The following is a 25,657-nucleotide window of genomic DNA, read 5'->3' on the forward strand; positions in this document are numbered from 1 at the left end:
CCTATCTAAAAACAAGCCTGTTTAAGGCGAGAAAAGATGGTTAACGAAAGATTTATTGAACTGCTCACAAAAAAGCTCTCGGATGAGATGAATGCTGCAGAATTGGAGGAATTCAATTTTCTGGTAGCAAACGATGATGCTTGCAGGCAACAAAGCGCTTTCTTTAAAACCTATTGGGTAAAAAACGAAGAACTGTATTCAAATACAGATCTGATGTTTCAGCGTATCTTATCTAAGATAGAGGTACCTGCAACTGAAGAACAACCGGCTAATGAAACGCCTGCTGAAGGCTTTAAAACCCGGCGCATGATCGTTATTTTACGTAGCCTGGCGGCATTATTAGTAATCGGGATTGGCTTATCTGTTACTTATTATTTAAAGGGGTATGATCAGACAAGCCTGAACCTGGCCAGCCTTCAGCAGAAAAAAACACCAAGCCGTGTAAAATCTAAAATTTATTTAAGCGACGGATCCATTGTAACGCTGAATTCCGAGACCACTTTAAAATATCCGCCATCATTTAAAGGCCCTACCCGCGAGGTTTACCTTAATGGTGAAGCTTTTTTTGATGTGGCCAAAGATCATCAGCATCCCTTTATAGTACATGCCGGCAAAATGAGCATCAGGGTTGTTGGCACTGCCTTTAATGTAAAATCATATAAAAACGATATTGCAAGCGAAACAACACTAATCCGCGGATCGATAGAGGTTACCCTGGCCGACAGGCCTTCGGATAGGATCATCCTTAAGCCTAACGAAAAGCTTATTTTAAAAAGCACTACGTTTAAAAGGCATACCATCAGCAGCAACTTAGTAGCCCAAACGCCTGATACAGCAAAAACAAGTTACGCGCTTACCAATCTCACATATTTAAAATCAAATGATACCACGGTGGTTGAAACCTCATGGGTAAACAACCGCCTGATTTTTAAGGATGAAGACTTTGCCGAAATTGCCAATAAAATGGAACGCTGGTATGGTATCAAAATCAATTTTAAAAATGCAGATGCAAAAGACTACCATTTCACCGGTGTTTTTGAAAAAGAAAACATTTTGCAGGCATTAAAAGCCTTGCAAATGATCGAACCATTTTCATACAAGTACAAAAATGAAACCATATACATTTATTAACCTAATATAGCCAGTAAACAAGCCTATGACATAAAGAAAGCTTTACATACCACAAAAAAAAACGGGAATTACCAGAGGTAACTCCCGCGAAGATGAAGATCTGTTAGTTAATCATGCAATGCTCTCTCGAACAGAACATTGCCATTTAATCAAGTCACCTTTAATTAAGTAAAAGTATGAAATATTTTAAACACCCCAAGGGTGTAAGAGATAACTATTGGCTATTTAAGTCCATATTAATAATGAAATTGACATTTATTTTAGTAGTAGCCTTTAGTCTGCAATCCATTGCAAATGTCTACTCGCAACAAAAAGTCACCTTTAACATAAAATCGGCAGATTTTAGTAAGGTTATCTCTGCTATTCAAAAGCAGACTAACTACCACTTCGTTTTCAGCGAGCGTAAAATACCTTCAACCAAAAAGATAACGCTTAATGTACAAAACGAAGAAGTTACGTCGGTTTTGAATAAGCTTTTGGCAAATTCCGACTTTACCTACACCCAACTTGAAAACAACCTGATCGTTATCTCTCAAAAAAATGAGGTTGTAAATGCTGCGGTAGTAAAAGGTAAAGTAATTGACGAAAACGGCACGCCGGCACCTGGCGTTTCGGTAAGGATAAAAGGAACAACCACAGGCACTATAACTGATGCCAATGGTAACTTCTCTATCAATGCGCCTGCTAACGCTGTGCTTATATTTTCTTTTTTAGGTTACGAAAACCAGGAAGTTCCTGTAGCCGGCAAAAGCGAGTTATCTGTAAAACTTACCGTATCTGCTAAAAGCCTGAACGAAGTTGTTGTAACGGCCTTGGGTATCAAAAAGGATGCTAAAAAATTAGGTTACGCCGTATCAACAGTTAACGGTAATTTATTGGACAAAGCTAAAGAAACAAACGTTGCTTATTCATTAGAAGGCCGTGTTGCAGGTTTAAGCATCAGTGGTACCAACGGTGGGCCAGGTTCATCAGCACGTATTTTACTGCGCGGTGTAACCAGTCTTACAGCTTCCGGGCCATTATTTGTTATTAATGGTGTACCAATGGATAATACCCAAAGAGGCCAATCGGGCGAATGGGGTGGTGCGGATTTTGGCGATGGTATTTCCAACATAAACCCGGATGACATTGAAACGATGACAGTTTTGAAAGGTCAGGCAGCATCTGCGCTTTACGGTACACGTGCAGTTAATGGTGTTATTTTGATTACTACCAAATCAGGGAAGAAAAATTCAGGCTTTGGTCTTGAATATAATTCAAATTACCAGTTTGATAAAGTTGCAGATAACACCGATTTCCAGACCACATACGGACAAGGAGAAAACGGTTTAAAACCGGCCAGTACTGCCGATGCATTAAGCTCGGGTAACTTAGCCTGGGGTGCAAAACTGGATGGTTCACAAGTACCTCAGTTTAATGGCAAAAGTTATGCTTACTCAAAAACCAGTGACGATTATACTAAGTTTTATAAAGTAGGCGGTACTTTTACCAACACTGTTGCATTAACTGGTGGTAATGAGACCGGAGCATTTCGTTTATCATTATCTGACATGAACAACCACTCTGTTACACCAAACAGTGGGCTTAACAGGAAAACTTTTAACTTTAACGGTTCTCAAACTGTAATTAAAAACCTGGATATTAATCTTATCGCCAATTACATTTTGGATAACGCCAAAAACCGTTCAGGCTTAAGCGATGGTCCGGGTAATCCTAATAACGTGCAATTTTTGGCACCAAACGAGGCTCAAAGTATATTAGCTCCGGGCACAACCTCATCAGGTTCTGAGTTACAGTGGAATAACGATATTTATGTAACTAACCCCTATTTTGCTGCTTATAACTTTGTAACCAATACACAAAGAGAGCGTTTAATTACTTCAATATCTGCCAGGTATGCTATTACCCCATGGGCATATGTGCAAGGCCGCGTTGGTTATGATAAAATACACGATAACAGAGTAGGTATTACGCCAACAGGTACTGCTTATATAAGTGGTAACGGTAGCATTGATGAACAAACCACTCAAATTACCGAGTTAAATACTGACGTATTATTAGGTGCTAAACACGATGTTATTAAAAACCTGTTAAATGTTGACGTAACAGTGGGTGGTAACATCCGTAAAAGTAATGGATCAGGCACAGAAATAAGCGGTGGTAACTTCATCATACCTTATTTTTATGATATTTCAAATTTACCGAGCAGAAACAGTAACACTACTACTGTAAGTAACTTACAGGTAAACTCATTATTTTACACTGCTGATTTTGCTATAAAAGACTACCTTGTATTGGGTACAAGCGGTCGTTATGATTACTATAGTAGTATATCTAAATCTGTAGGTCCTGGAATATTTACGCCATCAGTTTCGGCAAGCTTTATATTCTCTGATCTGGCTCATATAGATGGACTTGATTTTGGAAAATTACGCCTTTCGTATGCTAAATCAAGTAATACTGCCCCCAATTTTGCTAATAAAATCACCTATAGCATTGCAAACTCCATAAATGGCGTTAGTGCCGCTACATTTAGCGACCAGCTTGCAAACTTATTTTTAAAACCATTTTTATTAAGAGAGTTAGAAGCTGGTGCCGAATTGAAGTTTTTTAATGACCGCTTAGGTTTGGATGTAGCTTATTTTGACAGGAAAACTAAAGATGAAATCCTTAACAGTTCTGTTGATATTTCATCAGGTTACAGACACGTGTATGTGGCTACTGCAGCTACCCAAAATAAGGGTATCGAAGTTGAGATACATGGCTCACCTATAAAAAGCAGCAGCTTTAGCTGGACTCCGGCTTTTAACTTTACATACGTTAAAAACAAAGTTCTATCTACCGATGCTACCAATTCAAATTTAGGTTTAGGTACTTACCGCCCTTTAAACGCCACAACTGCTTTTGTTGTAGGTATGTCTGGCCCGCAAATTTTGGCCAATGATTACAAACGCGATGCCAGCGGCAAAATTATATTTGATGCCAACGGTATTCCCGAAGCTACAGGCCGTATCCCGGTAGGAAGCGTAACACCTAAAATTTATGGTGGTTTAAATAACGATTTCAACTACAAAAACTTTAATTTCTCGTTCCTTATTGACTATCGTTTTGGTAACAAGGTATTGTCGGCAACAAGTTATTACAGCATTTATCGCGGTTTAGACAAAATGACCCTTGTTGGCCGTGAATCTGGTGTTGTTGGTGCTGGTGTAACCGAATCGGGCGCTACTAATACAGTTAATGTACCTGCCGAAACTTATTATCAAGGCCTGGCTCGTACCGTATCAGCAGTAAATGCTTTGGACGGCAGCTTTATTAAACTGCGCCAGGTATCTTTAGGCTATTCTATCCCTAAAACAACTATAGCCAGCACTCCATTCAGCTCAATAACTTTCTCATTGGTAGCCAGGAATTTATGGACTATAATGAAACATACTGACAATATTGATCCGGAATCAAACTTTGCTCCTGGAATCAATTATGCCGGTATTGAGGGTACAAGCGTACCTGCAGTTAAAACGTATGGGTTTAATGTAAACTTTAAATTAAAAAAATAACAGAGATGAAAAAACGACTTATATATAGTTGCCTGCTTGCTGGTGCCACCTTTATAGCGGGTTGTACTAAAAACTTTGATGCAATTAATACCGATCCAACCAAAGTAAGCGCGGCTTTAATTAATCCAAACTTTTTTATATCCCAGGCTCAAATTCATTTTTCTAATAGCGGTTATGATCAGTTGTTGTATCAAAGTATGTGGTCTCAGTCATTAGCCGGTACTTATGATTATTACGGAAACGGCGATAAATACATATACGCAGGTAGTGGTACCGGATATTATGAAAGAACCTGGAATACCAGCTACGAAGCTGCAACCCTGGTTGACGAAATGAAAAACCTCATTAAGGGTAACGCGGCTTATGCTAACCTTGATAACTGTGGTACAATTTTACGTATGCTGATATTAGAGCGTATAACTGACGCTTATGGCGACATGCCTTTTTCACAGGAAGGCCAGGCTAAATCGGGCATAACAACACCGGTTTTTGATAGCCAGCAAGCCATTTATACATCTATGCTTAGCCAATTAGCGGCTGCCACAACCGCATTGGATGTATCAAAAGCCGGCCCTACCTCCGATTTATTCTATAGTGGTAATGTCAGCCAGTGGAAAAAGTTAGGCTATTCCTTAATGTTACGTGCTGCTATGCGCTTAACAAAAGTTGATGCTGCTACCGCCCAAAAATATGCAGAGATGGCATATACTGGTGGAACCATGAGCAGTATTGCAGATAACGCGAAGGCAAAAGCTGATTACAGCAATGGCAATGGTAACAGCGATGCTGCGGCATTGTTAGTAACTGATGACTTCAGGGAGGTACGCTGGTCAAATACATTGATTAGCTTCATGAAATCAAGCAGCGATCCGCGTATTAGTGCTGTTGCAGAAATATCTTCAGGTACAGGTAAAAAAGCTAATGAAAATGAAGCTCCTGGTATAACTACAGCCTCCTTACAAATAGGGATGCCTAATGGTTATGACCAAAAAGGTGGCGCAACCGACATTTCAAAAGCGCCAGGTTATCCTGGCACCAGCCCGAAAGACCCTACTGTTAAAGATGATGTTGCTGCACCTGATGGCAAATATTCACGTCCGCAGTTTGCAGTATATTACGATCGTAACCGTAACAACATGTTATTAACTTATGGCGAATCAGAACTTTTATTAGCCGAAGCTGCTTCAAGAGGCTGGGCTACCGGTTCTGCCGCTACACATTATGCTAATGCGCTTAAAGCTGACATGGAAACTTTGAGTCAGTTTGGCTCAGTTGTTCCGGCTGCAGACATAACTGCATATGTTGCCACACACCCTTTGGTTGCTGCTACTGCATTACAGCAAATTAATATGGAGTATTATGTTGAAACATCAACAACATTTAACTTCAATGAAACCTGGGCTAACTGGAGAAGATCAGGATATCCTGTATTAACACCGGTTACTTATCCAAATCAGTTTGCTGTTTCTACAATTCCAAGAAGGATACCTTACCCTGTTGGTTTACCATCAACAAATGCCGCAAACTACAAGGCTGCTGTTGCTAAACTTTCTGGTGGCGATACTTTTGTTGCCAAGGTTTGGTGGGATAAATAAAATCCATTTTTCTAAACAAACAGGGAGGCAATATTGCCTCCCTGTTTGCTTTTACTACCGCTATATTGTTTAACAATCTTTTTAGAACTGTGTACTCAAAACATAAGTTTTAATTAAAGTATTTATGTCCCTGTTTAATTCATATTTCTTAAAACGCTGTGTAGGTTTACCCACTTTAGTAACTGTTGCGTTTAGTTTTTCGGTGCTTCCCTCCTATGCCCAGCAGCCTTTATTCAAGCTGTTGAGTAGTAAGGAAACCAATATCAAATTCAGCAACGATATCAACGAGACCGAATCGCTCAACGTGTTATCATACGAGTATTTTTATAATGGTGGTGGTGTAGCGGTTGGTGATATCAACAATGATGGTCTGCCCGACTTGATGTTTACCGGGAATATGAAATCCAACAAGCTTTATCTTAACCTGGGGCACATGAAGTTTAAGGATATAACCGATAGTGCGAGTCCTGATTTGGGCGGCCGACCGGACTCCTGGAAAACCGGTGTTACCATGGCCGATGTTAATGGCGACGGGCTACTGGATATTTACGTATGCTACTCGGGCAAAACTGATAATGCCACCCGGAGCAACCAGTTATTTATAAACCAGGGCAATAGCAAATTTAAAGAGCAAGCGAAAGAATACGGTTTAGCCGACCCGGGATATAGTACCCAGGCCGTGTTTTTTGACTATGATAATGATGGCGACCTGGACATGTTCCTGCTTAACCACAATATTAAAAAGATTGACAACATGGAACTGGCCCGGTATAAAGATCAAACCGACGATCTGGCCAGCAACAAACTATTCCGCAATGATAACGGGCATTTTACAGATGTATCAAAAGCCTTCGGGATAGTACAAAATCCGCTCACCTTTGGGCTGGGCGTGGCTATAGCCGATATTAATAAGGACGGATGGCCCGATATATACGTAACCAACGATTACAACGAACCCGACTACATTTACATTAATAACCACAACGGTACTTTTGCCGAAAAATCAAAAGAAATGCTAAGGCACATGTCGCACTTTTCGATGGGCGTAGATATTGCCGATTTTAATAATGACGGCCTGCCCGACATTATGACACTTGATATGTTGCCCGAGGATAACCACCGGCAAAAATCACTTCAACTGGAAGAAAACTACGAGTCCTTTGCGCTGATGCAAAACCAGGGACTTTACAAACAATATATGCGCAATATGCTACAGCTAAACAATGGCGACGGCACATTTAGCGAAATAGCACAGCTGGCAGGCTTATCAAACACCGACTGGAGCTGGTGCCCCCTTATTGCCGATTTTGACAACGATGGATACAAAGACATATTTATCACCAATGGATATTTAAGAGACTACACCAATAAAGATTTTTTACGTTACTGGGGCGATTACAAAATAAAAAAAGCAATGGCTGCCGAACCATTCCGCCTGATGGACCTGGTGATGGCCATGCCTTCAACCGCCGTACCCGACTATATTTTCAAAAACAACCACGACCTTACCTTCACCAATAAACAGGTAGAATGGGGCCTCAACCAGCAAAATATATCAAGCGGCGCCGTATACGCCGATCTGGATAACGATGGAGACCTTGACCTGGTGGTAAACAATATCAATCAGCCGGCATCCATCTACCAAAACACCAGTCGCGAGGCAAATAACACTTCGTACATTGCGGTAAAATTAAAAGGCACAGGTAAAAACACTAATGCCATAGGTGCCAAAGTAAACGTATATAACGGCAAAAACATCCAATACCAGGAGGTAAACCCAAACCGGGGATACTTATCGTGTGTATCAACCACGCTAAATTTTGGTTTAGGAGATCTAAAGAAAGTTGATTCTATCCAGATTATTTGGCCCGATAACTTCACCCAATTACTAAAGGATGTAAATGCCAATCAGTTACTTACTGTTACCTATGATCCAAGTGGAAAATTCTCAGGCCAAACTGCCGAAGTAAAGAAGACCATATTTAAGCACGCCGAGCCTGTTATTGAATTCAAACCCGAAGAAATTACACTGAACGATTTTAAACGCCAGTTATTGATGCTGTTTATGTATTCCAAAACCGCGCCGGCTATTACCAAAGCCGATGTAAATGGTGATGGCCTGGAAGATTTATTTGTAAGTGGCGAAAAAGATAGCCCTGGCAAAATATATCTTCAACAAGCCGGCGGAAAGTACCTGGCTAAAGACATAATTCGGGGCGGCACAGATAACATAGGCACAACAGCGGCTGCTGCTTTTTTTGACGCCAATGGCGATGGTAAAGTCGATTTGTACATTGCAAAAGGCGGCTATTCCTTATATGAACCAAACACCGCCGATTTACAGGACGAACTTTATATAAACGAGGGTAATGGGCGGTTTGTGCTATCGCCTACTGCCCTGCCGGTAATGAATGCCAACAGCAAATCGGTAGTAAAGGCATGCGATTTTGATGGTGATGGCGATATTGACTTGTTTATAGGTGGCCGCGTAATACCTGGCCAATACCCCGTTGCCCCGCAAAGTTATCTATTGGTCAACGATGGCAAAGGTAAGTTTACAACTGTGGTTGCGCCATTTGATAAAATTGGCATGGTAACCGATGCCCAATGGATAGACCTGAATAACGATGGCCGAAAAGACCTGGTTTTATGCGGTGAATTTATGCCGATAAGTATCTTCATCAACACCAAAGATGGATTTACCGATAAAACCGCTGATTATTTTAATACCCCGCAAAAAGGATTCTGGAACAAAATTGCCTTTGCCGATGTAAACGGTGACGGCAAACCAGACCTGATAGCCGGCAACCTTGGGCTAAACACCCAGATTAAAGCCACAGACAAAGAGCCCGCCGAAATGTATTTTACCGATGTTGACGGCAATGGCTCTATCGATCCGTTCTTTAATTTTTATATCCAGGGTAAAAGCTACCCTTTTGTGAGTCGCGATGAGTTAAACGAGCAGATTTATCCTATGCGTCGCAAATTCAACTCGTACAAAATGTATGCGGACGCTACTATTAATGAGGTTTTTAGTGCCGATAATATGGCCAAAGCCGGAAAATTGAGCATCAATAATATGCAGACAACATTGTATCTCAACATTAATGGCAAATTCACGTCGGCAGCTTTACCAACAGAAGCACAGTTTGCCCCAGCAAGCCAGATACTGACAGGCGATTTTGACCACGATGGACATATTGATATCCTTTTATTGGGTAATCACTCGGACAACCGCCTGAAAATTGGCAGTATTGACGCAAATTATGGCTGTCTGTTAAAAGGGGATGGCAAAGGCGGTTTTACATACGTTAATCAGTCAACATCAGGACTTTCGGTTATCGGCGATGTAAAATCGGCAGTGGAGGTCAGCATCAACAATACATTATATTTACTGATAGGCGTAAGCGACGGGCCGCTTCAATTTTATAAAGAATAATGAATTACTTAAAAAAATCGCTCCTGATATTTTGCACGTTGATTGCACATCAATGCTACGCGCAAAACACTAACAATAATTATCCCGATTATTTGCAGCCAGACCATGCGGTAAACGCAGTAACCATGGTGATGGTACATGATGTGGTTGGCCCTCCTATCGCCGCGCGTTACTATGCTTATGTGATGCTGGGCGCCTATAATATTGTAGCTGCCAACAATAAGAATATTCCCGAACTGCAAAAAATCATCAAAGATTACAAGGCCAACAGTACCTTGGATACCATCCGCTTAAAATACGACTATAAAATTGCCGCTTTTTACAGCATCCTGGAAACTGCCAAACTGCTGTTGCCATCAGGGTTTATGATGACTGATGACCAGGATGCCTTTGTGCAGTTGCTGAAAAAAACAAATATAGACTCCACCATCATTCAAAACTCCATTAAAGTAGCAAAGTTGGCCTCTGCGGCATCAGTCGCGTTTTCAAAAACAGACCATTACAGCCAGCTGAGTGCACTAAAGAGATATACCCCTATAAAAGACGAAAGTAAATGGTACCCTACCCCGCCGGGATATTTTGAAGCCCTGGAGCCCAACTGGAAAACCATCCGCACAATGGTGATTGATTCGGCCAATCAATACAAGCCCGCTCCATTAATCCCTTTCAGTAAAGATACCTCATCGGCATTTTACAAACAGGTAAAGGCGGTATACGATGTATCAAAACACCTTTCGACAGAGCAAATTAACATTGCCTTGTTTTGGGACTGTAACCCATTTGCCATCACCACATCCGGCCATATGGCTATTGGCTATAAAAAGATCAGTCCGGGTGGGCATTGGATGCACGTAACTGGTTTGGTAACCCGCCAGGCAGGGCTTGATTTTGACCATTCTATCGAGGTAACAACCTTAGTGGGCGTTACGCTGATGGATGCCTTCATCAGCTGTTGGGAAGAAAAATTTACCAGTAACCGAATCCGCCCCGAAACTTTTATTAACCGGTACATGGATGTTAAGTGGCAACCCGTATTACAAACCCCGCCTTTCCCGGAATACACCAGCGGCCATGCCGTTATCTCCAACGCATCGGCCGAAATGCTAACCTATTTGCTGGGCGATAATTTTGCCTATACCGACAACACCGAGATTCCTTTTGGCAGCGGCCAGCGCGATTTCAAGTCATTCCGCCAGGCGGCAGCCGAAGCGTCAATGTCGCGTTTTTATGGCGGCATCCACTATATGCAAAGTATAGAAAATGGCAACTCACAAGGGAAAAAAGTTGGTAACGCCATCATCACCAAAATAAAAAAAGCTGGTATATTGCCGCTTGTTAAATAAAACTCATCTATCTGCATAAATATCTGCCTTCGAATGAAATATATTACACATATCATCATGAAAAAGAGCGCCGCCTGTTTATCAGGTTGCGCGTTAATATTATCGTCGTTATCTGCCATGGCGCAAAATACGCCTGTTTATAAAGATGCTTCGCAATCGATTGATACCAGAATAAAGGATTTGATATCTAAATTGACATTAGAAGAAAAGGTATCCTTATTGGGCTACAGGAGCAAGGCAGTACCACGTTTAGATATACCTGCGTACAACTGGTGGAACGAAGGCCTACACGGCGTAGCACGCGCAGGCGATGCCACCATATTTCCGCAGGCCATTGGTATGGCGGCAACGTTTAATGAAAAACTGGTAGATTCCGTGGCCGACGCAATTTCGACTGAGGCGAGGGCCAAATACAACGTATCCACATCATTAGGGCGCCGTTTGCAATATATGGGCCTCACCTTCTGGACACCCAATATCAACATTTTTCGCGATCCACGATGGGGACGCGGGCAGGAAACCTACGGCGAAGACCCGTTTTTAACGGCGCACATAGGATCGGCATTTGTACACGGGATGCAGGGCAAAGATAGCCGTTATCTGAAAGCGGCCGCTACTGCCAAACATTTTGCGGCGCATAGCGGCCCCGAAGCTACCCGCGATTCCTTTGATGCTATTGTTGATGAAAAGGACATGCGCGAAACGTACCTATATGCGTTCCACGCGCTGGTAAATTCTGGTGTAGAATCTGTGATGACGGCTTATAACAGTATTAACGGCGTACCAAACTCTGTAAATAAAAACCTGGTAACCGATATTTTAAGGACTGAATGGGGCTTTAAAGGCCACGTGGTGACTGATTGCGGCGCACTTGACGATGTTTTTTTAGCCCACAAAACCATCCCAACAGCTGTTGAAACGGCGGCCGCAGGTATAAAGGCCGGTATCGACCTGGATTGTTCGTCGGTTTTCCAGGGCGACCTGGTGAAGGCGGTACAACAAAAACTACTTACAGAAAAAGAAGTTGATGTAGCCCTGTCGCGTATACTGAAAACCCAGTTTAAATTAGGCTTTTTTGACGAAGGCGGCGCGGCTCCTTTTAAAAATTACGGTGCTGATAGTATTCACAACGAGGCTCATATTGCCCTTGCCCGTAAGGTTGCCCAACAAAGTATGGTATTGTTAAAAAACGATAATAATGTATTGCCATTTAAACAAGGGCAATATACCAGCTTTATGGTTTTAGGGCCCAACGCGGCCGCTTTAGATGCCATGGTTGGCAGTTACCATGGTGTGAGCAGCAAAGTAGTAAACTTTGTAGAGGGTATTACCGGCAATGTGGATAAGGGCACCCGTGTAGAATATGACCTGGGCTGCGATTATCGCGACACCACCCATTTTGGCGGTATCTGGGGTGCGGGTAATGCCGATGTAACCATCGCCGTAATAGGTTTATCACCTGTATTGGAAGGTGAAGCCGGGGATGCTTTCCTGGCCGAATCTGGCGGCGACAAAAAGACGCTAAGCCTGCCTGCAAGCGAAATAGCCTTTATGCGAGAATTACGCAAGGGGGTTAAGAAACCTATCATAGCTGTAATAACCGCCGGCAGCGATGTAGATGTAGCCGCTATAGCGCCGTATGCCGACGCCATCATATACGCCTGGTACCCTGGTGAGCAGGGTGGTAACGCGCTGGCCGATATTATTTTTGGAAAGATAAGCCCCTCGGGGCACCTGCCGCTTACCTTTTATAATTCGGTTAAGGATTTACCCGAATATACCAGCTATAGCATGAAAGGCCGTACCTACCGTTACTTTGGCGGCGCCGTGCAATATCCATTTGGGTTTGGCTTAAGCTATACTTCGTTTAATTATGAGGCCACTTCTGCGCCGACTAAGCAATATGCTGCTAAGGATACCATCAGTGTTACTGTTAAAGTAAAAAACACGGGTAATATGGATGCCGATGAAGTTGTGCAGGCTTATATTAAATACCCGGCCCTTGACAGGATGCCGGTTAAAGAACTAAAAGGCTTTAAAAGAGTAAGTGTTGGCAAAGGAAACCAGCAATTGGTAACCATAAAAATACCGGTGAAAGAATTGCAGAAATGGGACATACAAAAACACGGCTGGAAACTTTATCCGGGAGATTATAAGCTGATTCTGGGCAGTAACTCGGCGGATAAAAAGCTAAGTGCTGAATTTAAGATAGGCGGTAAATAGACAGTCGTAATGGAAATGATTGCCACTGGCATGCAAATGTATACCGGCGGCAATCATTTTATCAGCCAGTTTTTTACCTAATGACTAACAACCAGCCTTTTCCTTTTTCAACCGGAATCCTGTCATCCAAACCAAACGTTTTAGCCGGCTGAAAGCTTTTAATCTCCGGCGCTGTGATGGTCGCTTTTGCAGGATCGATGCCCAGTTTCTTCCAATCGATAGCCAGTTTAAAATCAGTATCGGTATCTTCCCAACTCGCTATCGAAACCATAACGGCTCCTGTCTTCTGGTAAACAGTTGCCAGTACTTTAGTTTTATCAGTTTTCACCGGGTTATCATCAACCCAGTAACCTATCATTTTAGTACCTTTCATACCAAAGTTATCCCAGGCTTTCCATATCGGCCGCGGATCGGCGCCATCGCTCCAGGGCATGCGGTTGGTCATCCCGTACACCATGCCCCGCCATTTATTACCACCGCCTTGTAACATTTCGCCCATTAAACCAAACGGGATACCGCTCACCTCGGTCAGGAAAAAATCGGGGTCGTTCTTTTCGTAATCAAAATATTCGCCAAACCACAGGCGGTTCAGATATGGAAAATGCTCCATATACAGGTTGGCACTGTTATTAAAGCCATCACTTTTGTTGTATTGATTGGCCGAGTGAAGATCAATTATGCCAGGATGTCCGTCCTTAGTAAGTACGCGCTTAACACGTTTCATGGTTACACGGTCAAAGGCCACATCGTCTAAATAAATACCATCGATGCCTACGTTTTGGGTAAGCCAGTTCATGCCTTCTACATAGTAATTGTGCCAGCGGTTCATGCCACTGTTAATTATGGCCGCATCCTTAATTTCAGGTACAAACCAGGCGGCAATGTAATCGTCGCCAACGTGTTCCTGTAGCCAGCTGAAGCCCCCACCTTTGCCTGGCGAATAAATTTCGTGCCCAAGGCTCCGGAGCGCGAAGGTTTCATAAGCATGGTTGGATAGCTCGCGTATGGTGTTGTAAATTTTTACTTTTAACCCTGCCGAATGGGCCGAATCATCATAGGCCTTCATTTTATGCCAGGCGATAAAAGGGTAGTTGATAGTTGGGTTGATAGCCGTAGCATGGTGAATGTTTATTAAGCTTGCACCTGCTGCCTTAATAGTATCAATAGGTTTGTAAGCATGATAAAACCTGGTGGCCCACTGAAAATCAGTATTTATGGTATGGAAGGGGGTAATAAGCAAGGTAAAGTTGTAGTACAACTCCTCTCCTTTTTTCAAATTCCGTTCGCCGCTGTAGTTGTTTACCAGCACCGCCTTACCATCAAAGGCAATTTTGATACCGCCTTTATTGTCATTGCCCCATGATGATGGCAGGATTAATGGTTTTTGCAGGTAGAAATTGGTATTGAGCGGACGAACATATTTTTCATCGCGCAGCGAATATTGCAAACCACCGTTTACGTTGCCAACCCAGGCGCCATCCTGGTTTTTATGGGCCACATCCCATTTCCACTCAAAATTTTCAGGACGATCTCCACCCTTTTGGCCAAGGCCCATCATGTATTTGGCAAAGTCTTTTTTAAGGGGGATATGCATATTTATCTCCTTTAAACTTACATCCAGTAAGGCCTTCACCTTTACTGTATAGGCCATAAAGCCGTCAAACTCCAGCGATGCGGATACATCCATTTGCAGGCTATCATTTGCGCTTACCGCTGTCCACTGTACTGTACCTGCTTCTTTTTTACCGAATTGCACGCCCTGGCTTTTCAGGTTAATTTTTTTGCCGTTGGCGTTTATAAAATGAAAGTGAATGCCTTCGGTAAGCAGGTTATTTGGCGTGGCGGCATATTCGGTCATTTCGGGCGTGAAGTAAGTTTGTACCTGTTTAGGGAAACCATCTTTATTTACTTCCACCTTTCTGCCCAGCAGGCTAATGGTATTGCCATCAACTGTTAATGGTGTGTACGGTGCAATTACCGTATTTTGCTGCGCCATGGTTGAATTTAACCAACCCAGGCGGGTCATTTTATATGGCTCATTTACGCCGCCATCTTTTAATATTTTACTGTTTACTTTTATAGATATCGTAATCACTTTAGCAGCTTTCCCATCCGCCTGGATAGTAGCTTTACCTGTATAAATTGATGGTAAAGCTGAAACGGGCACATCAACACCGCACCATAAAGCCTGGATATCGCCCTGTGATACATTTACGGTTTTGGTTAGCGGTTTAGCATCATAAGTGGTGCCGCCTGTGTTAATACAAAACAACGCCGATGCAGGGATGGTTTTGCCAGCCGGCGAAGTAAGGTTACCGAATGTAACCTTTACATTTTCGATGTTCTGCAAGGCGTAAACACCCAACTGAAAGGCAAAGTTTTCGCCCCGGGCAGCTACACCCGTATATTTGTTTTGCGGCCCAGGTTCTATCCATCGTTGTGGCAAATCTTTGGTCATACGGATGGCGTTTAACCTGTCTTCCGGAAAAACCAGGAAGGCCTCTTTTTTATTTTTGCCGATCAAAGCGTCAGTCTCTGCTTTGGTGGCGATCACCTCCATCGGGTAAAAGCTATTGAAAGCATCGATGGATTGAAAAGCCTTAACAGTAGCCCCGGTGACAGCATTATAGGTAGACGCCTTTTGCATCCATTCATTCGAGGCCGTTTTTTCGGGCTTTAAATAAACTCCCCTTGGATAGTTAGAACGGCCTTCATTTTTGTAAGGCATATAGTAAACATAATAAGTACCCGTTCCCGAAGTTGGTTCAAAAGTTATTTTACCATTTTCCCGGGTGATATCGTTTACGTATACGTTGGTTATTTTTTTGTTTGTTTTTGCGTCAACCAAAATAATCCGCTTATCCTGCGGGTTAGCATCACGTCTTCTCCAGGGGATATCTGCAACCGCTATTGCCACAGGCGAGCCGGTGTATGATAATACTACCCGGTGATTTCCTAACGAATCGGGTAGCCAGCATTTTTCGCAATTGGTATAAGGTATTTTTTGTGCCGAAGCCGTAAAACCACCTAACAGAAAAATGATGGCGAAAAGTTGTTTTTTCATGGTTTAAATTTAGTCAGTACTTTTAATATAATATCAGGTAGTCAATCCAATTTATTCGTAGTAAGGAGTTAAAACCCATCGCCAATCCTATTAAGTTAAGGAATAAAGTTGGATTTAATATCGAACACCGAATATCCAATTTCGAATAACGAAAGAAAAACTTCGGCGTTGGATATTCGAAATTCAGTGTTCGATATTATTTTTTCACTTCTGTTTTTCTTAACTTGATAACTTCGCTCCTTCCCTCATTGAAGGAACCCCACAAATCCCCATCTCTATTTCTTAAAAACCCCTCGCCAATATTAAATAACCGGCGTAATGCCCTTACCTTCCCAGTAATCAATAATTGGTTTATAGGGCCCGTATTTATGTTGTTGTTCTGAAAAAGGATCTTTAAACGGGCCTTTATCATAATCAATTGCTTTTTCTTCGTGGTTAGGATAATCCTCCTCTTTGGTTGTTTTGGCAGCAGGCCGCTGATGTTTTTTATCATCATTTACATAAGCTGCTATATCCAACGCTTCGGCATCCGTTAAAAACGTAGTGCCGGGCGTGGTTTTATCATAAGGCATATTGGCCTTTAACCATTGCGCCAGTTTAACCACACGGTGCATGCTGGAGCCCGGGCGATATGCCAGTAGCCCCCATACCGGCGGGTATTGGTATGCAACGTTATCAAAAGCCATTTTGCCTTCTCCGTTTTTTGCGTGGCAACGTTCGCAATGCTGTTCGTAAAGCTTCTCGCCATGATCAGATGATGCCGCTACATCTGGCAGTTCAACCGTCATATTTTTTAGTCCTTTGGTGCGGGCATCAATGTGTGATGAATCGCTCAGGAATTTTAAGTAGGCCATTATTGATACCATCTCCCTGCTGTCCAGCGGCAAAGGCCTGCCCAGGTTTGGCCGCATTACGCAGTTGTTAATCCGTTCGGCCAGCGATAAAATGCGGCCTTCCCTTGCACGATACTGCGGATAATCTTTAAACGACCTTACCAAATTAAAAGCATAGGGGCGTGTGCCTGCATCCCGGTGGCAATTGGTACAATTCATTTTATTACCGGTATAATGGCCATTAACACCATTAGGGCCAATGTAATACGCGGTGTGCAACATCAGCTGCCTGCCATACTTCACCGCATCGCCATATTTGCCATGTGGTATCTTCGCGGTATCAATACTTACCAGGCTATCGGATGCTGTTGTCAAAGAGTCTGTAGTACCTGCTGGTGTACCGCCATTTGCGTTGCAGGACGAAAACAATTGCACGCTATTTGCCAAAACAAAAATGGCAAACAAGGTTACTACATATTGATATTTTTTATTCACTTTAATATACTTAATCATCACCAGGATATACTTAATGGTTTTAAATACGGATCGAGCTGTTTGTATTTGATAAAGCCGGCGCGATAAGTTGGTACCGATGTTTCCATAGTCCACTGCAAAACGCCTTTGTTGTTGGTTAATACTATGATGTGCCTTTTTGAACAGCACACCAACGTAGTGGTATCATTTACCAGGTATGCACTGCCCATCCTGCCGTTAAAAATTTGTTTGGGCAGCTGGAAGTGTGTATCAATCTTCGAGGTTTTATTTTTTTCGTCAATCTTCATCGCAAACACACCTGACTGGTGTTTTTCTACCCCGTTGTCAAAAAACATCAGTTCGCCTTTTGCATTGATGTGGGCAGCGTGTGCCTGGGTAAAATTACATTCAGCAGGCATGGCAATATCGCCGCCTTTGCCAAACTTATAAATCACTTTGCCCGTTTTGGCATCAATCTTCCATATCTGGCCGTTGTTGTAAAACGACATGAGGTAATTCCCGTCTGTATCATAATTCAGGCTGTTGGCGTGCATCCAGTCTTTTTTGGTTTTTAGCAGTTTTTTATCTTTCAGCGGATCGAGCACATCAAACACGCTCCATTTATAAAGCTGTTTGCCTTTGGTATCCATCACCATAATACCATCGCCATTAACGGTATCTTTTTGGGCACCGCCAATGCCGGTTAAATCCATGATCTTTTGATCCACAAAAAGGGTGACTATCTGCCCTTTATCATTTTTTAAAATCTCATGGTGTATGGTTTGCTTAAAATCGCCCTGGCCCTTTTTAAGGTGCAGTAAGGTATCGCCCAGCAGGTTAATTTCCAATATCTCGCTGCCGTAGCTGGTAGGCTCGTCATTACGGCCTAAAATAGAAAGTAACGTATTATCTTTTGTAAAGTTAATCACCTTAAAGCCAACCCTATCTATCATGTGGTACCACCTGATGTTTCCCCACGAATCAACCAAATAGGCTATGCCGGGTGCGTAGCGTTTATTGATGAGCATCAGGCCATCATTAAACTCAACAGGCAGTGTCGTTTTTTCGGCGGTTTTTGCTTTAAACTGATCCTTTAAAAAAAGCGGTAACTGGTGCGATTTAAAATCGTATGTTTTACTTACTTTTTCCACCCCGTTTTGCAGGGTTATGATGTTATAAAAGTATTTGGTATCGGGCGCGATATTGGTAAGTATAAACGAATGTTTAGTATTAGCTTTTGATACCGGAGTATAAAACCCGATACTTTTAGGCACATCGGCCCAGTATTTTACACGTATATCGGCAGCTTTTGAAGTTGTTACATCAACCTGGATCTTTAACTCGTTGTTATTATGCAAGCCAACATTTACCTGTTCAATAATTTGCCCGTTACCGCATCCGCTAAAAACGACCGTACCTATCAACATGGCCATCATTAGCCAACATCCTGCAAAAAACCTGTCTTTTATACTCATCGTACTAAATAAATGAAGAATATACGGCTTTTTAAACCGTATATTCTTTTAAGCTGATAATACCCGGGTTTTTATTGCTGCCTGCCCGAGTTGTTCAAATTAGGGTTAATAGTAACCTGGTTAAGCGGATACGGGAAATACTGATCGCGCGGTAATTGTACGGTTTGTGTTTGGCCGGTACGTTTCAGGTATGCATTTACAACTACATCGTATTTACCAAAGCGCATTAAATCGGCCCTGCGTTTGCCTTCATAATAAAGCTCCCAGCCACGCTCCTGCAATAGCGCGTCGCGGAAAGTAGCCTGGGTAAGCGAGGCGGCAACCAATTGCTTGGCGTGCGAACGCGCTTTAACCTGGTTTACCAGGCCAACGGCCTCGGTTGTTGGCCCACCTAACTCATTCAATGCCTCTGCCCTGCTTAATAACACATCGGCGTAGCGTAAAATATCAACACTGTGGCCATCATAATAGGTATTTGCGCCATTAGGGTCGGCATATTTCATGGTAGCAACATCCGGCATGTATAAAACGCCCGCGGGAGGTGTAGCACCCAAAGTTGGCGCTTCTTTGTGGGTTAATCCATCAACGCCTTCGTATTGTGTAAAGAACATTTTTTTACGGTCGTCTTCATCGCCATAGCTGTTATAAAAATCCCAGGTTACGGCGTAGTACTGCCACCTGTCGGTAAGTACTGGGTGGTTAAGTGGCCCAAAGTGGTTTAATAACTCGGTACCGTTAACATTGGCATCGCTCAACACCGAAAATATGTTTTCTGAACACCATTTGTTATCTTCCTTAAACAAACCCGAATAGCTGGGGTACAACTGGTATATGTTTAAATCCATTACCTGCTTGGCCAGGTCGGCAGCTTTTTGCCATTGTTTTTCGCGCAGGTATAGCTTGGCCAATAATGTCATGGCAGCACCTTTGGTAGCCCGGCCAACATCATTGGTTGAGTAATATTTGTTACCGGCATAATTAGCAGGCAAAGTGCTTATGGCAGCTTGCAAATCTGCTATAAGCAGCGCATCAATAGTGGCAACAGGCGTAACCGGCGGCTGACTGGTGTATTTAGGGTTAGCAACATCTTTCTCGGTAACCAAAACCACAGGTCCCCAGGCATCGGTAAGGTCAAGATAAGCAACGGCGCGTAAAAATTTAATTTCGGACAGAAACTGATTTTTAGCATCGTCGCTGATGGTGGTCATTGCCGAAAGATTGTAGATGGCGTTGTTGGCATCGGCAACAAGTTTATAAATCTGTTTCCAATCCTCGGCTAACAAACCGTTTGCCGAGTTCCATTGAACAAGTGAAAGCTGACCAGGGTCGCCGCTGTAGCTACAGTGGCCTACGTCGGTTGTCAAATCCGTAAGGGCAAAGTGCCTTACTGTCCAATAGTCAAAGTTATCGCCAACAGCCGGGCCTTTTAAACGTGCGTAAACAGCGTTTACAGCCGCTACCGCATCAGATTGGGTGCGGAAAGCATTGGTACTGGTTAAGCTGCTATATACCTTAGGGTCGAGGTTTTTATTGCAGGAGAACTGCAAACAAACCGCCGCTATGATTAGGGAAATACTATATTTTTTCATTTGCTTTAATTTTATGTTGATCCGTTGAGGGATGATTTATAATGATTAATGAACAGACACTTTAATACCAAAAGCAAAAGTTCTGAAAGCCGGGAACGAGTTAAAATCCAAACCGCCGGATGTGTTGCCGGTATGAACGTTCACCTCGGGGTCGGTTCCTTTATAGCCGGTTACGGTAACCAGGTTCTGGGCTTCGGCATAAAGCCTTATTCCCTGCACAATTTTGATATGCTGAAATAACGACGATGGGAAACTATAACCTAACGAAACTGATTTTAAACGGGCGTAAGACGCATCTTCAACAAAACGGGAGTTTACATAACCGCCATAAGTGCTCAGGAAATAACCTTCGCGCGGGATATCTGTATTTTCGTTTTTACCGGCAACAAACCTGTTCAACGCATCGGTACTTGTGGTTGATTCCAGCACCAGCCTGTTCATGTTAAACAATTTGTAACCAAATGCACCCTGGATAAAGATGTTCAGGTCGAAACCTTTGTAATGAAAATCGTTACCAAAACCCATGCTGTAGTGAGGGTTTGAGTTACCCAGGTATTTTTGATCGGCCGGTGTTATTACGCCATCGCCGTTTACATCCACATATTTGGGATCGCCTGCTTTTGAATTTGGCTGCGGCGAGTAGGTTTCGCCGGTTTTAAGTACACCTGCATAAACATAGCCATATAACATGCCTAATTCCTGCCCTACTTCCAGCCTCGAAAATTCACGGCCGGATACCGTACCGCTCGGGTTAGCTGTGTTGCTGCTGATGGTTTTAATACCGCCCAGGTCTAAAGCTTTTTGTTTATTGTACGAGATGTTAAAACTGCTGTTCCATGAAAAGCCGTTAGACCGGATGTTGTTGGTATTGATACCAAGTTCGATCCCCCTGTTTTCGATAGCACCGCCGTTTACCAGTTGGGTATTAAAGCCCCACCATTGACCAATAGGAAGATTGATTAACAGGTCTGAAGTTTTTTTACGATAAACATCGATAGTGGCGTTAATGCGGCCATCGGCAAAGCCCATGTCTAAACCGGCATCTAACTGCGCCGTACTTTCCCATTTTAAGTTAGGGTTTGATAAGCTGGAAGGCTCGATACCTACCTGTAAAGGACCGCCGGGACTAAGCACCGTGCTGTAGTTGCCAAATGTGCTCAGGTATTGATAATTGTTAATCCTGTCGTTACCGGTAACACCGTAGCTAACCCGTAATTTCAGGCTCGAGAATGTATTTAGGCTCTTGATAAAATTCTCATCTTCAAGCTTATATGCCAAAGCACCTGAAGGGAAGATACCATGCCTGAAGTTGCTGCCAAATTTAGATGAAGCATCGTCCCTTAAAGTAAACGTTGCCAGGATCTTATCTTTATAAGCATAGTTTAACCTGCCGTAATAATCGGTTAGTGACGATTCTGATTTGCCGCTGCTATAGCCGTTAACTGTTGAACCTGCACTTAAATTATAGTACAGGAACACGTCTGTAGGGAAACCCTTTGCACCTGCCCCTAATGATTCGGAAACATCCCTTTGATTGGAATTACCTACCAATAAGGTAAACGCATGGTCTTTTAAATTGTATTTATAGGTCAAATAGTTTTCAACCAACCACCTGAAAGCAGTCGACATTTGCTCGGAAGCTATACCGCCATTTGCTTTACCGGCAACCAAAGTTCTTGGCGTATACTGGCCTGCCGTAACCTGGCTATACTCGCTGCCTGCGCCTAAGTGGTAGGTTAAGCCTTTAAACAAAATATAATCTAAGGAAACGTTACCGTTTATCAGCTTGCTGCCATTTTTATTAGTTGGCTCCAAAAGAGATGCAAGGGCGTTGTTTTTACCCTGGTAAACGTAGTAACTGCCATCGGCATTGTAAACCGGGATATTGGGTTGAGCAGTTAACAGGCCAAACAATGGCGCGGTAATATCGCCGGAGTATGATTGCAGGGTTGAATTTGAGCTTGCGCCGTAAAAATTGGCGCCTAATTTCAGGTTTTCATTCAGGGTTTTCTCAGCACCTATCCTCGCGGTATACCTTTCAAGGCTGGTACCTTTTAATACGCCCAGTTGTTTCAGGTAATTACCAGATACATAAATTTTTGAATCCTTATCGGCGCTGCTAATGCTTAAGTTGCGGTTTTGTACCGTTGCATTCTGGGTTGCAGCTTTTAACCAGTTGGTATTGGCCAGCGGAAAGTTTGAAGGGAATATAGCAGGCTTGCCATCTTCAATAGCCGTAACATTTTGAATATCGGTGTACTGCTGTCCGTTTAATAACGACGGATGGTAAGTTAAATATTGCTGACCGTTTGAAACATCGGCATCAACGGCTACTCTACCAATTTTTCCTTTTTTGGTAGTGATCAAAACAACACCGTTACCACCACGCGAGCCGTAGATAGCGGTTGCCGATGCATCCTTCAGGATCTGGATATCATCAATATCATTTGGATTAATCTGGTTACCGTTATCGGTAATAAAACCATCAACTACATATAATGGCGAGTTGCTGGTATTAATAGAGTTACCGCCACGTATGGTAATAGATATGGTGCCACCCGGTGCAAAGCTTGATTGTTGCACCTGCACACCGGCAGCTTTACCCTGTATGGCCTGGCCCAGGTTTGAAGTTGTACCCCCTAAGTTAAGGTCATCGGCTTTTACCGAGCTTACAGAACCGGTAAGGTCGCTTTTTTTAACCGAGCCGTAACCTACAACTACAACCTCGTTCAGTTTGTTAAGGTCTTCCTGCAGGATTACATTTATAGTTCCGCTGGCGGCAAGTTCCTGTGTTTTGTATCCTATATAGGATATAATTAAAATGTTCGAGCTGCCTTTAAGGGTAATTTTAAACTTTCCGCCCAGGTCTGTCGATGTGGTGTTTTTAACGCCCTTTTCGCTAATTGTTGCGCCTATGATAGGTCCGTCTTTATCTTTTACGCTACCAGTAATAACTGTTTGCGCGCTGGCCAGTACGGGCAGCAATACAAACAGGTAACAGCATATCATTTTAAAAAGGGCACCATAAAGCTTCTTTTTTAAAAGATTGCTTTGCGTGAAGCCCGGATCAGGATGTGTGTAAATTTTAATCATACATTTTGGTGTTAGTATTAATTAATTGTTGTTGGTTTTGAATAGTTTCTGTTCGTTTTTCAATATTGGAAATTAGATATACAGCCTTGAAAAAGCCTGTTTTAACACAGCGCAAACGTTTGTTTAACACAAACTTTAACTACGCAAACGTTTGATAAATAGCAAATTGCAGCTACGCAACAAAGCAAAACACACAGATTTGCAATGTTTTAAGCGGTTTTTACCGGACGATTTTACCGGAATCTGCCGAAAACTTCCTGTTTTGGACGAGTGGCGGATTTTTTTGATTTTGAGGAGATTGAAGTATTGAGGCCGACCGTCAACTTTTGGTTCCAGCCGGGCAAAAAAAATGTCATTGCCTGGTTAAGCAATGACATTATATGATTGAAGAAAAGACTTAGAAACTAACTAAAAACCACTGTCGTCAAGTGCGAAACTGTTTTTCCTGTCCTTCCATTTGCCTTTTGTAAAATCTGGAAAGGCCACGCTTGCATTGCCGTCTTTAAGTGATTTGGTTGATAATGGCGTAATAACGCTCATGGTAACCGAATCATAAACGTCAATAGGTGTTTGGCGTTTGTTTTTTACCGATTCGATAAAGGCGTTAAATACAAACCAGTCCATGCCACCGTGGCCGGCACCCTGGGCAAGCTTTTCGTACTTTTTCCATAGTGGATGGTCGTATTTATCAAACCATTGCTGTGCCGGCTCCCATGAATCATCTTCTTTTGATTTATGGTCGATATAAACGCTTTTGTTTACATCCATCCACAGCCCTTTGGTACCCTGCACGCGGAAACCTAAAGAATACGGGCGCGGCAAATGCGTATCGTGGCTTAACAACACGGTTTCGCCATTGGCGCAATTGATCATGGTGGTGGTTACGTCGCCATTTTTATAGTTGATCTTAGCATTGGGGTGGCCGGGCGATAACTCTTCGATATAAGCACCCAAACCACGTGCCTTCGAGCTAAAAGATACCAGGTTGGTAAACCGGTTACCGGCGTTGATGTTAGCATAATGCATGCAAGGGCCTGCACCATGGGTTGGGTAGATGTCGCCATCCACATCTATATTAAACTGGGTACGCCATTGGGCTTCGCTTAGGGCCCTGGCGCCATATTCCACCCCGGTGTTGCCGTAACTGCCTTTACCGTCGTTAAATAATACCGGCCTTAAATTGTGCTGGTAACCGCCTTCCAAATGGATAATCTCGCCAAAAAGGTCCTGTCGTGCCATATTAAGTGCAGCCATTACATCCCGGCGGTAACAAACATTCTCCAGCGTCATATAGGGCATTCCTGTTTTTTCGGAGGTGTGCACAATGTCCCAATGTTCGTCTACCGTTAAGCCCGCAATGACCTCGCAGCCTACATATTTACCGGCTTTCATGGCATCAATAGCCTGCGGATGATGAAACTGCCATGGTGTGGCTATGATCACCGCATCAATATCTTTACGGTCTAAAAGTTTTTTGTAGGCATCCAGCCCACCGGTGTATTCGGTTACCGGGGCATGACCTTTCTTGGCTATGTATTCGCGGCAAATTTTCAGCGAATGCTCCTGGGTATCACAAATGGCTACCACTTCTACGTCATCGCGCAGCAAACCTTCGGCAATGTGGCTCATGCCGCGGGCACCAACACCAATATACCCAAGCCTTACTTTGGCTTGTGCAGCTGCAAACAAACTACCAGTCGGCAATATGCTGAAGCCGGCTGCTGCAATAGCGCCGGTTTTTATAAACTCTCTTCTTTCCATTTTTAATATATATATCAGTTTTATTTAACAGGTAATGCGTATTGAGAGTCAAGAGTCAAGATAAGCTCAAAAAAGTCAAT

12 protein-coding genes are annotated in these 25,657 nt (G+C 43.0%); 6 read left to right on the forward strand and 6 right to left on the reverse strand.

Going from position 1 to position 25,657, the window contains the following annotated elements; genetic code table 11:
* Positions 1 to 36: 36 nt before the first annotated feature.
* From AC1RM2_RS27460 to AC1RM2_RS27485, 6 genes are all read left to right on the forward strand, one after another.
* Positions 37 to 1,131, forward strand: a complete 1,095-nt coding sequence (locus AC1RM2_RS27460; protein ID WP_492988355.1) for a FecR family protein — start codon at positions 37 to 39, stop codon at positions 1,129 to 1,131.
* Positions 1,132 to 1,373: 242 nt separating this feature from the next.
* The gene (locus AC1RM2_RS27465; RefSeq protein ID WP_492988356.1) at positions 1,374 to 4,688 is read left to right on the forward strand and encodes a SusC/RagA family TonB-linked outer membrane protein; all 3,315 of its coding nucleotides are present in this window, start codon (positions 1,374 to 1,376) and stop codon (positions 4,686 to 4,688) included.
* A 5-nt stretch (positions 4,689 to 4,693) separates the two neighbouring features.
* Entirely contained in the window at positions 4,694 to 6,283 is a 1,590-nt protein-coding gene (locus tag AC1RM2_RS27470) for a SusD/RagB family nutrient-binding outer membrane lipoprotein (RefSeq protein WP_492988357.1), read from the forward strand.
* A gap of 124 nt (positions 6,284 to 6,407) precedes the next feature.
* A complete protein-coding gene (locus tag AC1RM2_RS27475) occupies positions 6,408 to 9,722 on the forward strand; it encodes a VCBS repeat-containing protein (protein WP_492988358.1) in 3,315 nt (1,104 codons plus the stop codon).
* Positions 9,722 to 11,065, forward strand: a complete 1,344-nt coding sequence (locus AC1RM2_RS27480) for a vanadium-dependent haloperoxidase (RefSeq protein WP_492988359.1) — start codon at positions 9,722 to 9,724, stop codon at positions 11,063 to 11,065. Before AC1RM2_RS27475 ends, AC1RM2_RS27480 begins: the two co-directional genes overlap by 1 nt.
* A 57-nt stretch (positions 11,066 to 11,122) precedes the next feature.
* The gene (locus tag AC1RM2_RS27485; protein WP_492988360.1) at positions 11,123 to 13,288 is read left to right on the forward strand and encodes a glycoside hydrolase family 3 N-terminal domain-containing protein; all 2,166 of its coding nucleotides are present in this window, start codon (positions 11,123 to 11,125) and stop codon (positions 13,286 to 13,288) included.
* Positions 13,289 to 13,361: 73 nt separating this feature from the next.
* On the opposite strand, the gene AC1RM2_RS27490 is transcribed toward AC1RM2_RS27485, so the two are convergent.
* The 6 genes from AC1RM2_RS27490 to AC1RM2_RS27515 form a co-directional block, all read right to left on the reverse strand.
* Positions 13,362 to 16,352 (reverse strand): glycoside hydrolase domain-containing protein, encoded by a 2,991-nt coding sequence (locus AC1RM2_RS27490; protein WP_492988361.1) that lies wholly within the window; start codon positions 16,350 to 16,352, stop codon positions 13,362 to 13,364.
* Positions 16,353 to 16,654: 302 nt separating this feature from the next.
* A complete protein-coding gene (locus AC1RM2_RS27495; protein ID WP_492988362.1) occupies positions 16,655 to 17,698 on the reverse strand; it encodes a c-type cytochrome in 1,044 nt (347 codons plus the stop codon).
* Positions 17,698 to 19,134, reverse strand: coding sequence for an aryl-sulfate sulfotransferase (locus AC1RM2_RS27500; RefSeq protein WP_492988363.1), 1,437 nt, complete (start codon positions 19,132 to 19,134; stop codon positions 17,698 to 17,700). Before AC1RM2_RS27500 ends, AC1RM2_RS27495 begins: the two co-directional genes overlap by 1 nt.
* Positions 19,135 to 19,205: 71 nt before the next feature.
* A complete protein-coding gene (locus tag AC1RM2_RS27505; RefSeq protein ID WP_492988364.1) occupies positions 19,206 to 20,723 on the reverse strand; it encodes a RagB/SusD family nutrient uptake outer membrane protein in 1,518 nt (505 codons plus the stop codon).
* Between the two features lie 45 nt (positions 20,724 to 20,768).
* Positions 20,769 to 23,816 (reverse strand): SusC/RagA family TonB-linked outer membrane protein, encoded by a 3,048-nt coding sequence (locus AC1RM2_RS27510; RefSeq protein ID WP_492988365.1) that lies wholly within the window; start codon positions 23,814 to 23,816, stop codon positions 20,769 to 20,771.
* Positions 23,817 to 24,224: 408 nt separating this feature from the next.
* Positions 24,225 to 25,577, reverse strand: coding sequence for a Gfo/Idh/MocA family protein (locus AC1RM2_RS27515; RefSeq protein WP_492988366.1), 1,353 nt, complete (start codon positions 25,575 to 25,577; stop codon positions 24,225 to 24,227).
* Positions 25,578 to 25,657: the final 80 nt, after the last annotated feature.

The organism is Mucilaginibacter sp. GW822-FHT03E02, assembly GCF_058801545.1.

What these genes read in the sequence shown, in the direction of transcription:
- AC1RM2_RS27495 (WP_492988362.1), bottom strand. Translation starts at nt 17,698, where the DNA reads ATGATTAAGTATATTAAAGTGAATAAAAAATATCAATATGTAGTAACC.
- AC1RM2_RS27460 (WP_492988355.1), top strand. Translation starts at nt 37, where the DNA reads ATGGTTAACGAAAGATTTATTGAACTGCTCACAAAAAAGCTCTCGGAT.
- AC1RM2_RS27470 (WP_492988357.1), top strand. Translation starts at nt 4,694, where the DNA reads ATGAAAAAACGACTTATATATAGTTGCCTGCTTGCTGGTGCCACCTTT.
- AC1RM2_RS27480 (WP_492988359.1), top strand. Translation starts at nt 9,722, where the DNA reads ATGAATTACTTAAAAAAATCGCTCCTGATATTTTGCACGTTGATTGCA.
- AC1RM2_RS27515 (WP_492988366.1), bottom strand. Translation starts at nt 25,577, where the DNA reads ATGGAAAGAAGAGAGTTTATAAAAACCGGCGCTATTGCAGCAGCCGGC.
- AC1RM2_RS27505 (WP_492988364.1), bottom strand. Translation starts at nt 20,723, where the DNA reads ATGAAAAAATATAGTATTTCCCTAATCATAGCGGCGGTTTGTTTGCAG.
- AC1RM2_RS27500 (WP_492988363.1), bottom strand. Translation starts at nt 19,134, where the DNA reads ATGAGTATAAAAGACAGGTTTTTTGCAGGATGTTGGCTAATGATGGCC.
- AC1RM2_RS27485 (WP_492988360.1), top strand. Translation starts at nt 11,123, where the DNA reads ATGAAAAAGAGCGCCGCCTGTTTATCAGGTTGCGCGTTAATATTATCG.
- AC1RM2_RS27475 (WP_492988358.1), top strand. Translation starts at nt 6,408, where the DNA reads ATGTCCCTGTTTAATTCATATTTCTTAAAACGCTGTGTAGGTTTACCC.
- AC1RM2_RS27465 (WP_492988356.1), top strand. Translation starts at nt 1,374, where the DNA reads ATGAAATTGACATTTATTTTAGTAGTAGCCTTTAGTCTGCAATCCATT.
- AC1RM2_RS27490 (WP_492988361.1), bottom strand. Translation starts at nt 16,352, where the DNA reads ATGAAAAAACAACTTTTCGCCATCATTTTTCTGTTAGGTGGTTTTACG.
- AC1RM2_RS27510 (WP_492988365.1), bottom strand. Translation starts at nt 23,816, where the DNA reads ATGATTAAAATTTACACACATCCTGATCCGGGCTTCACGCAAAGCAAT.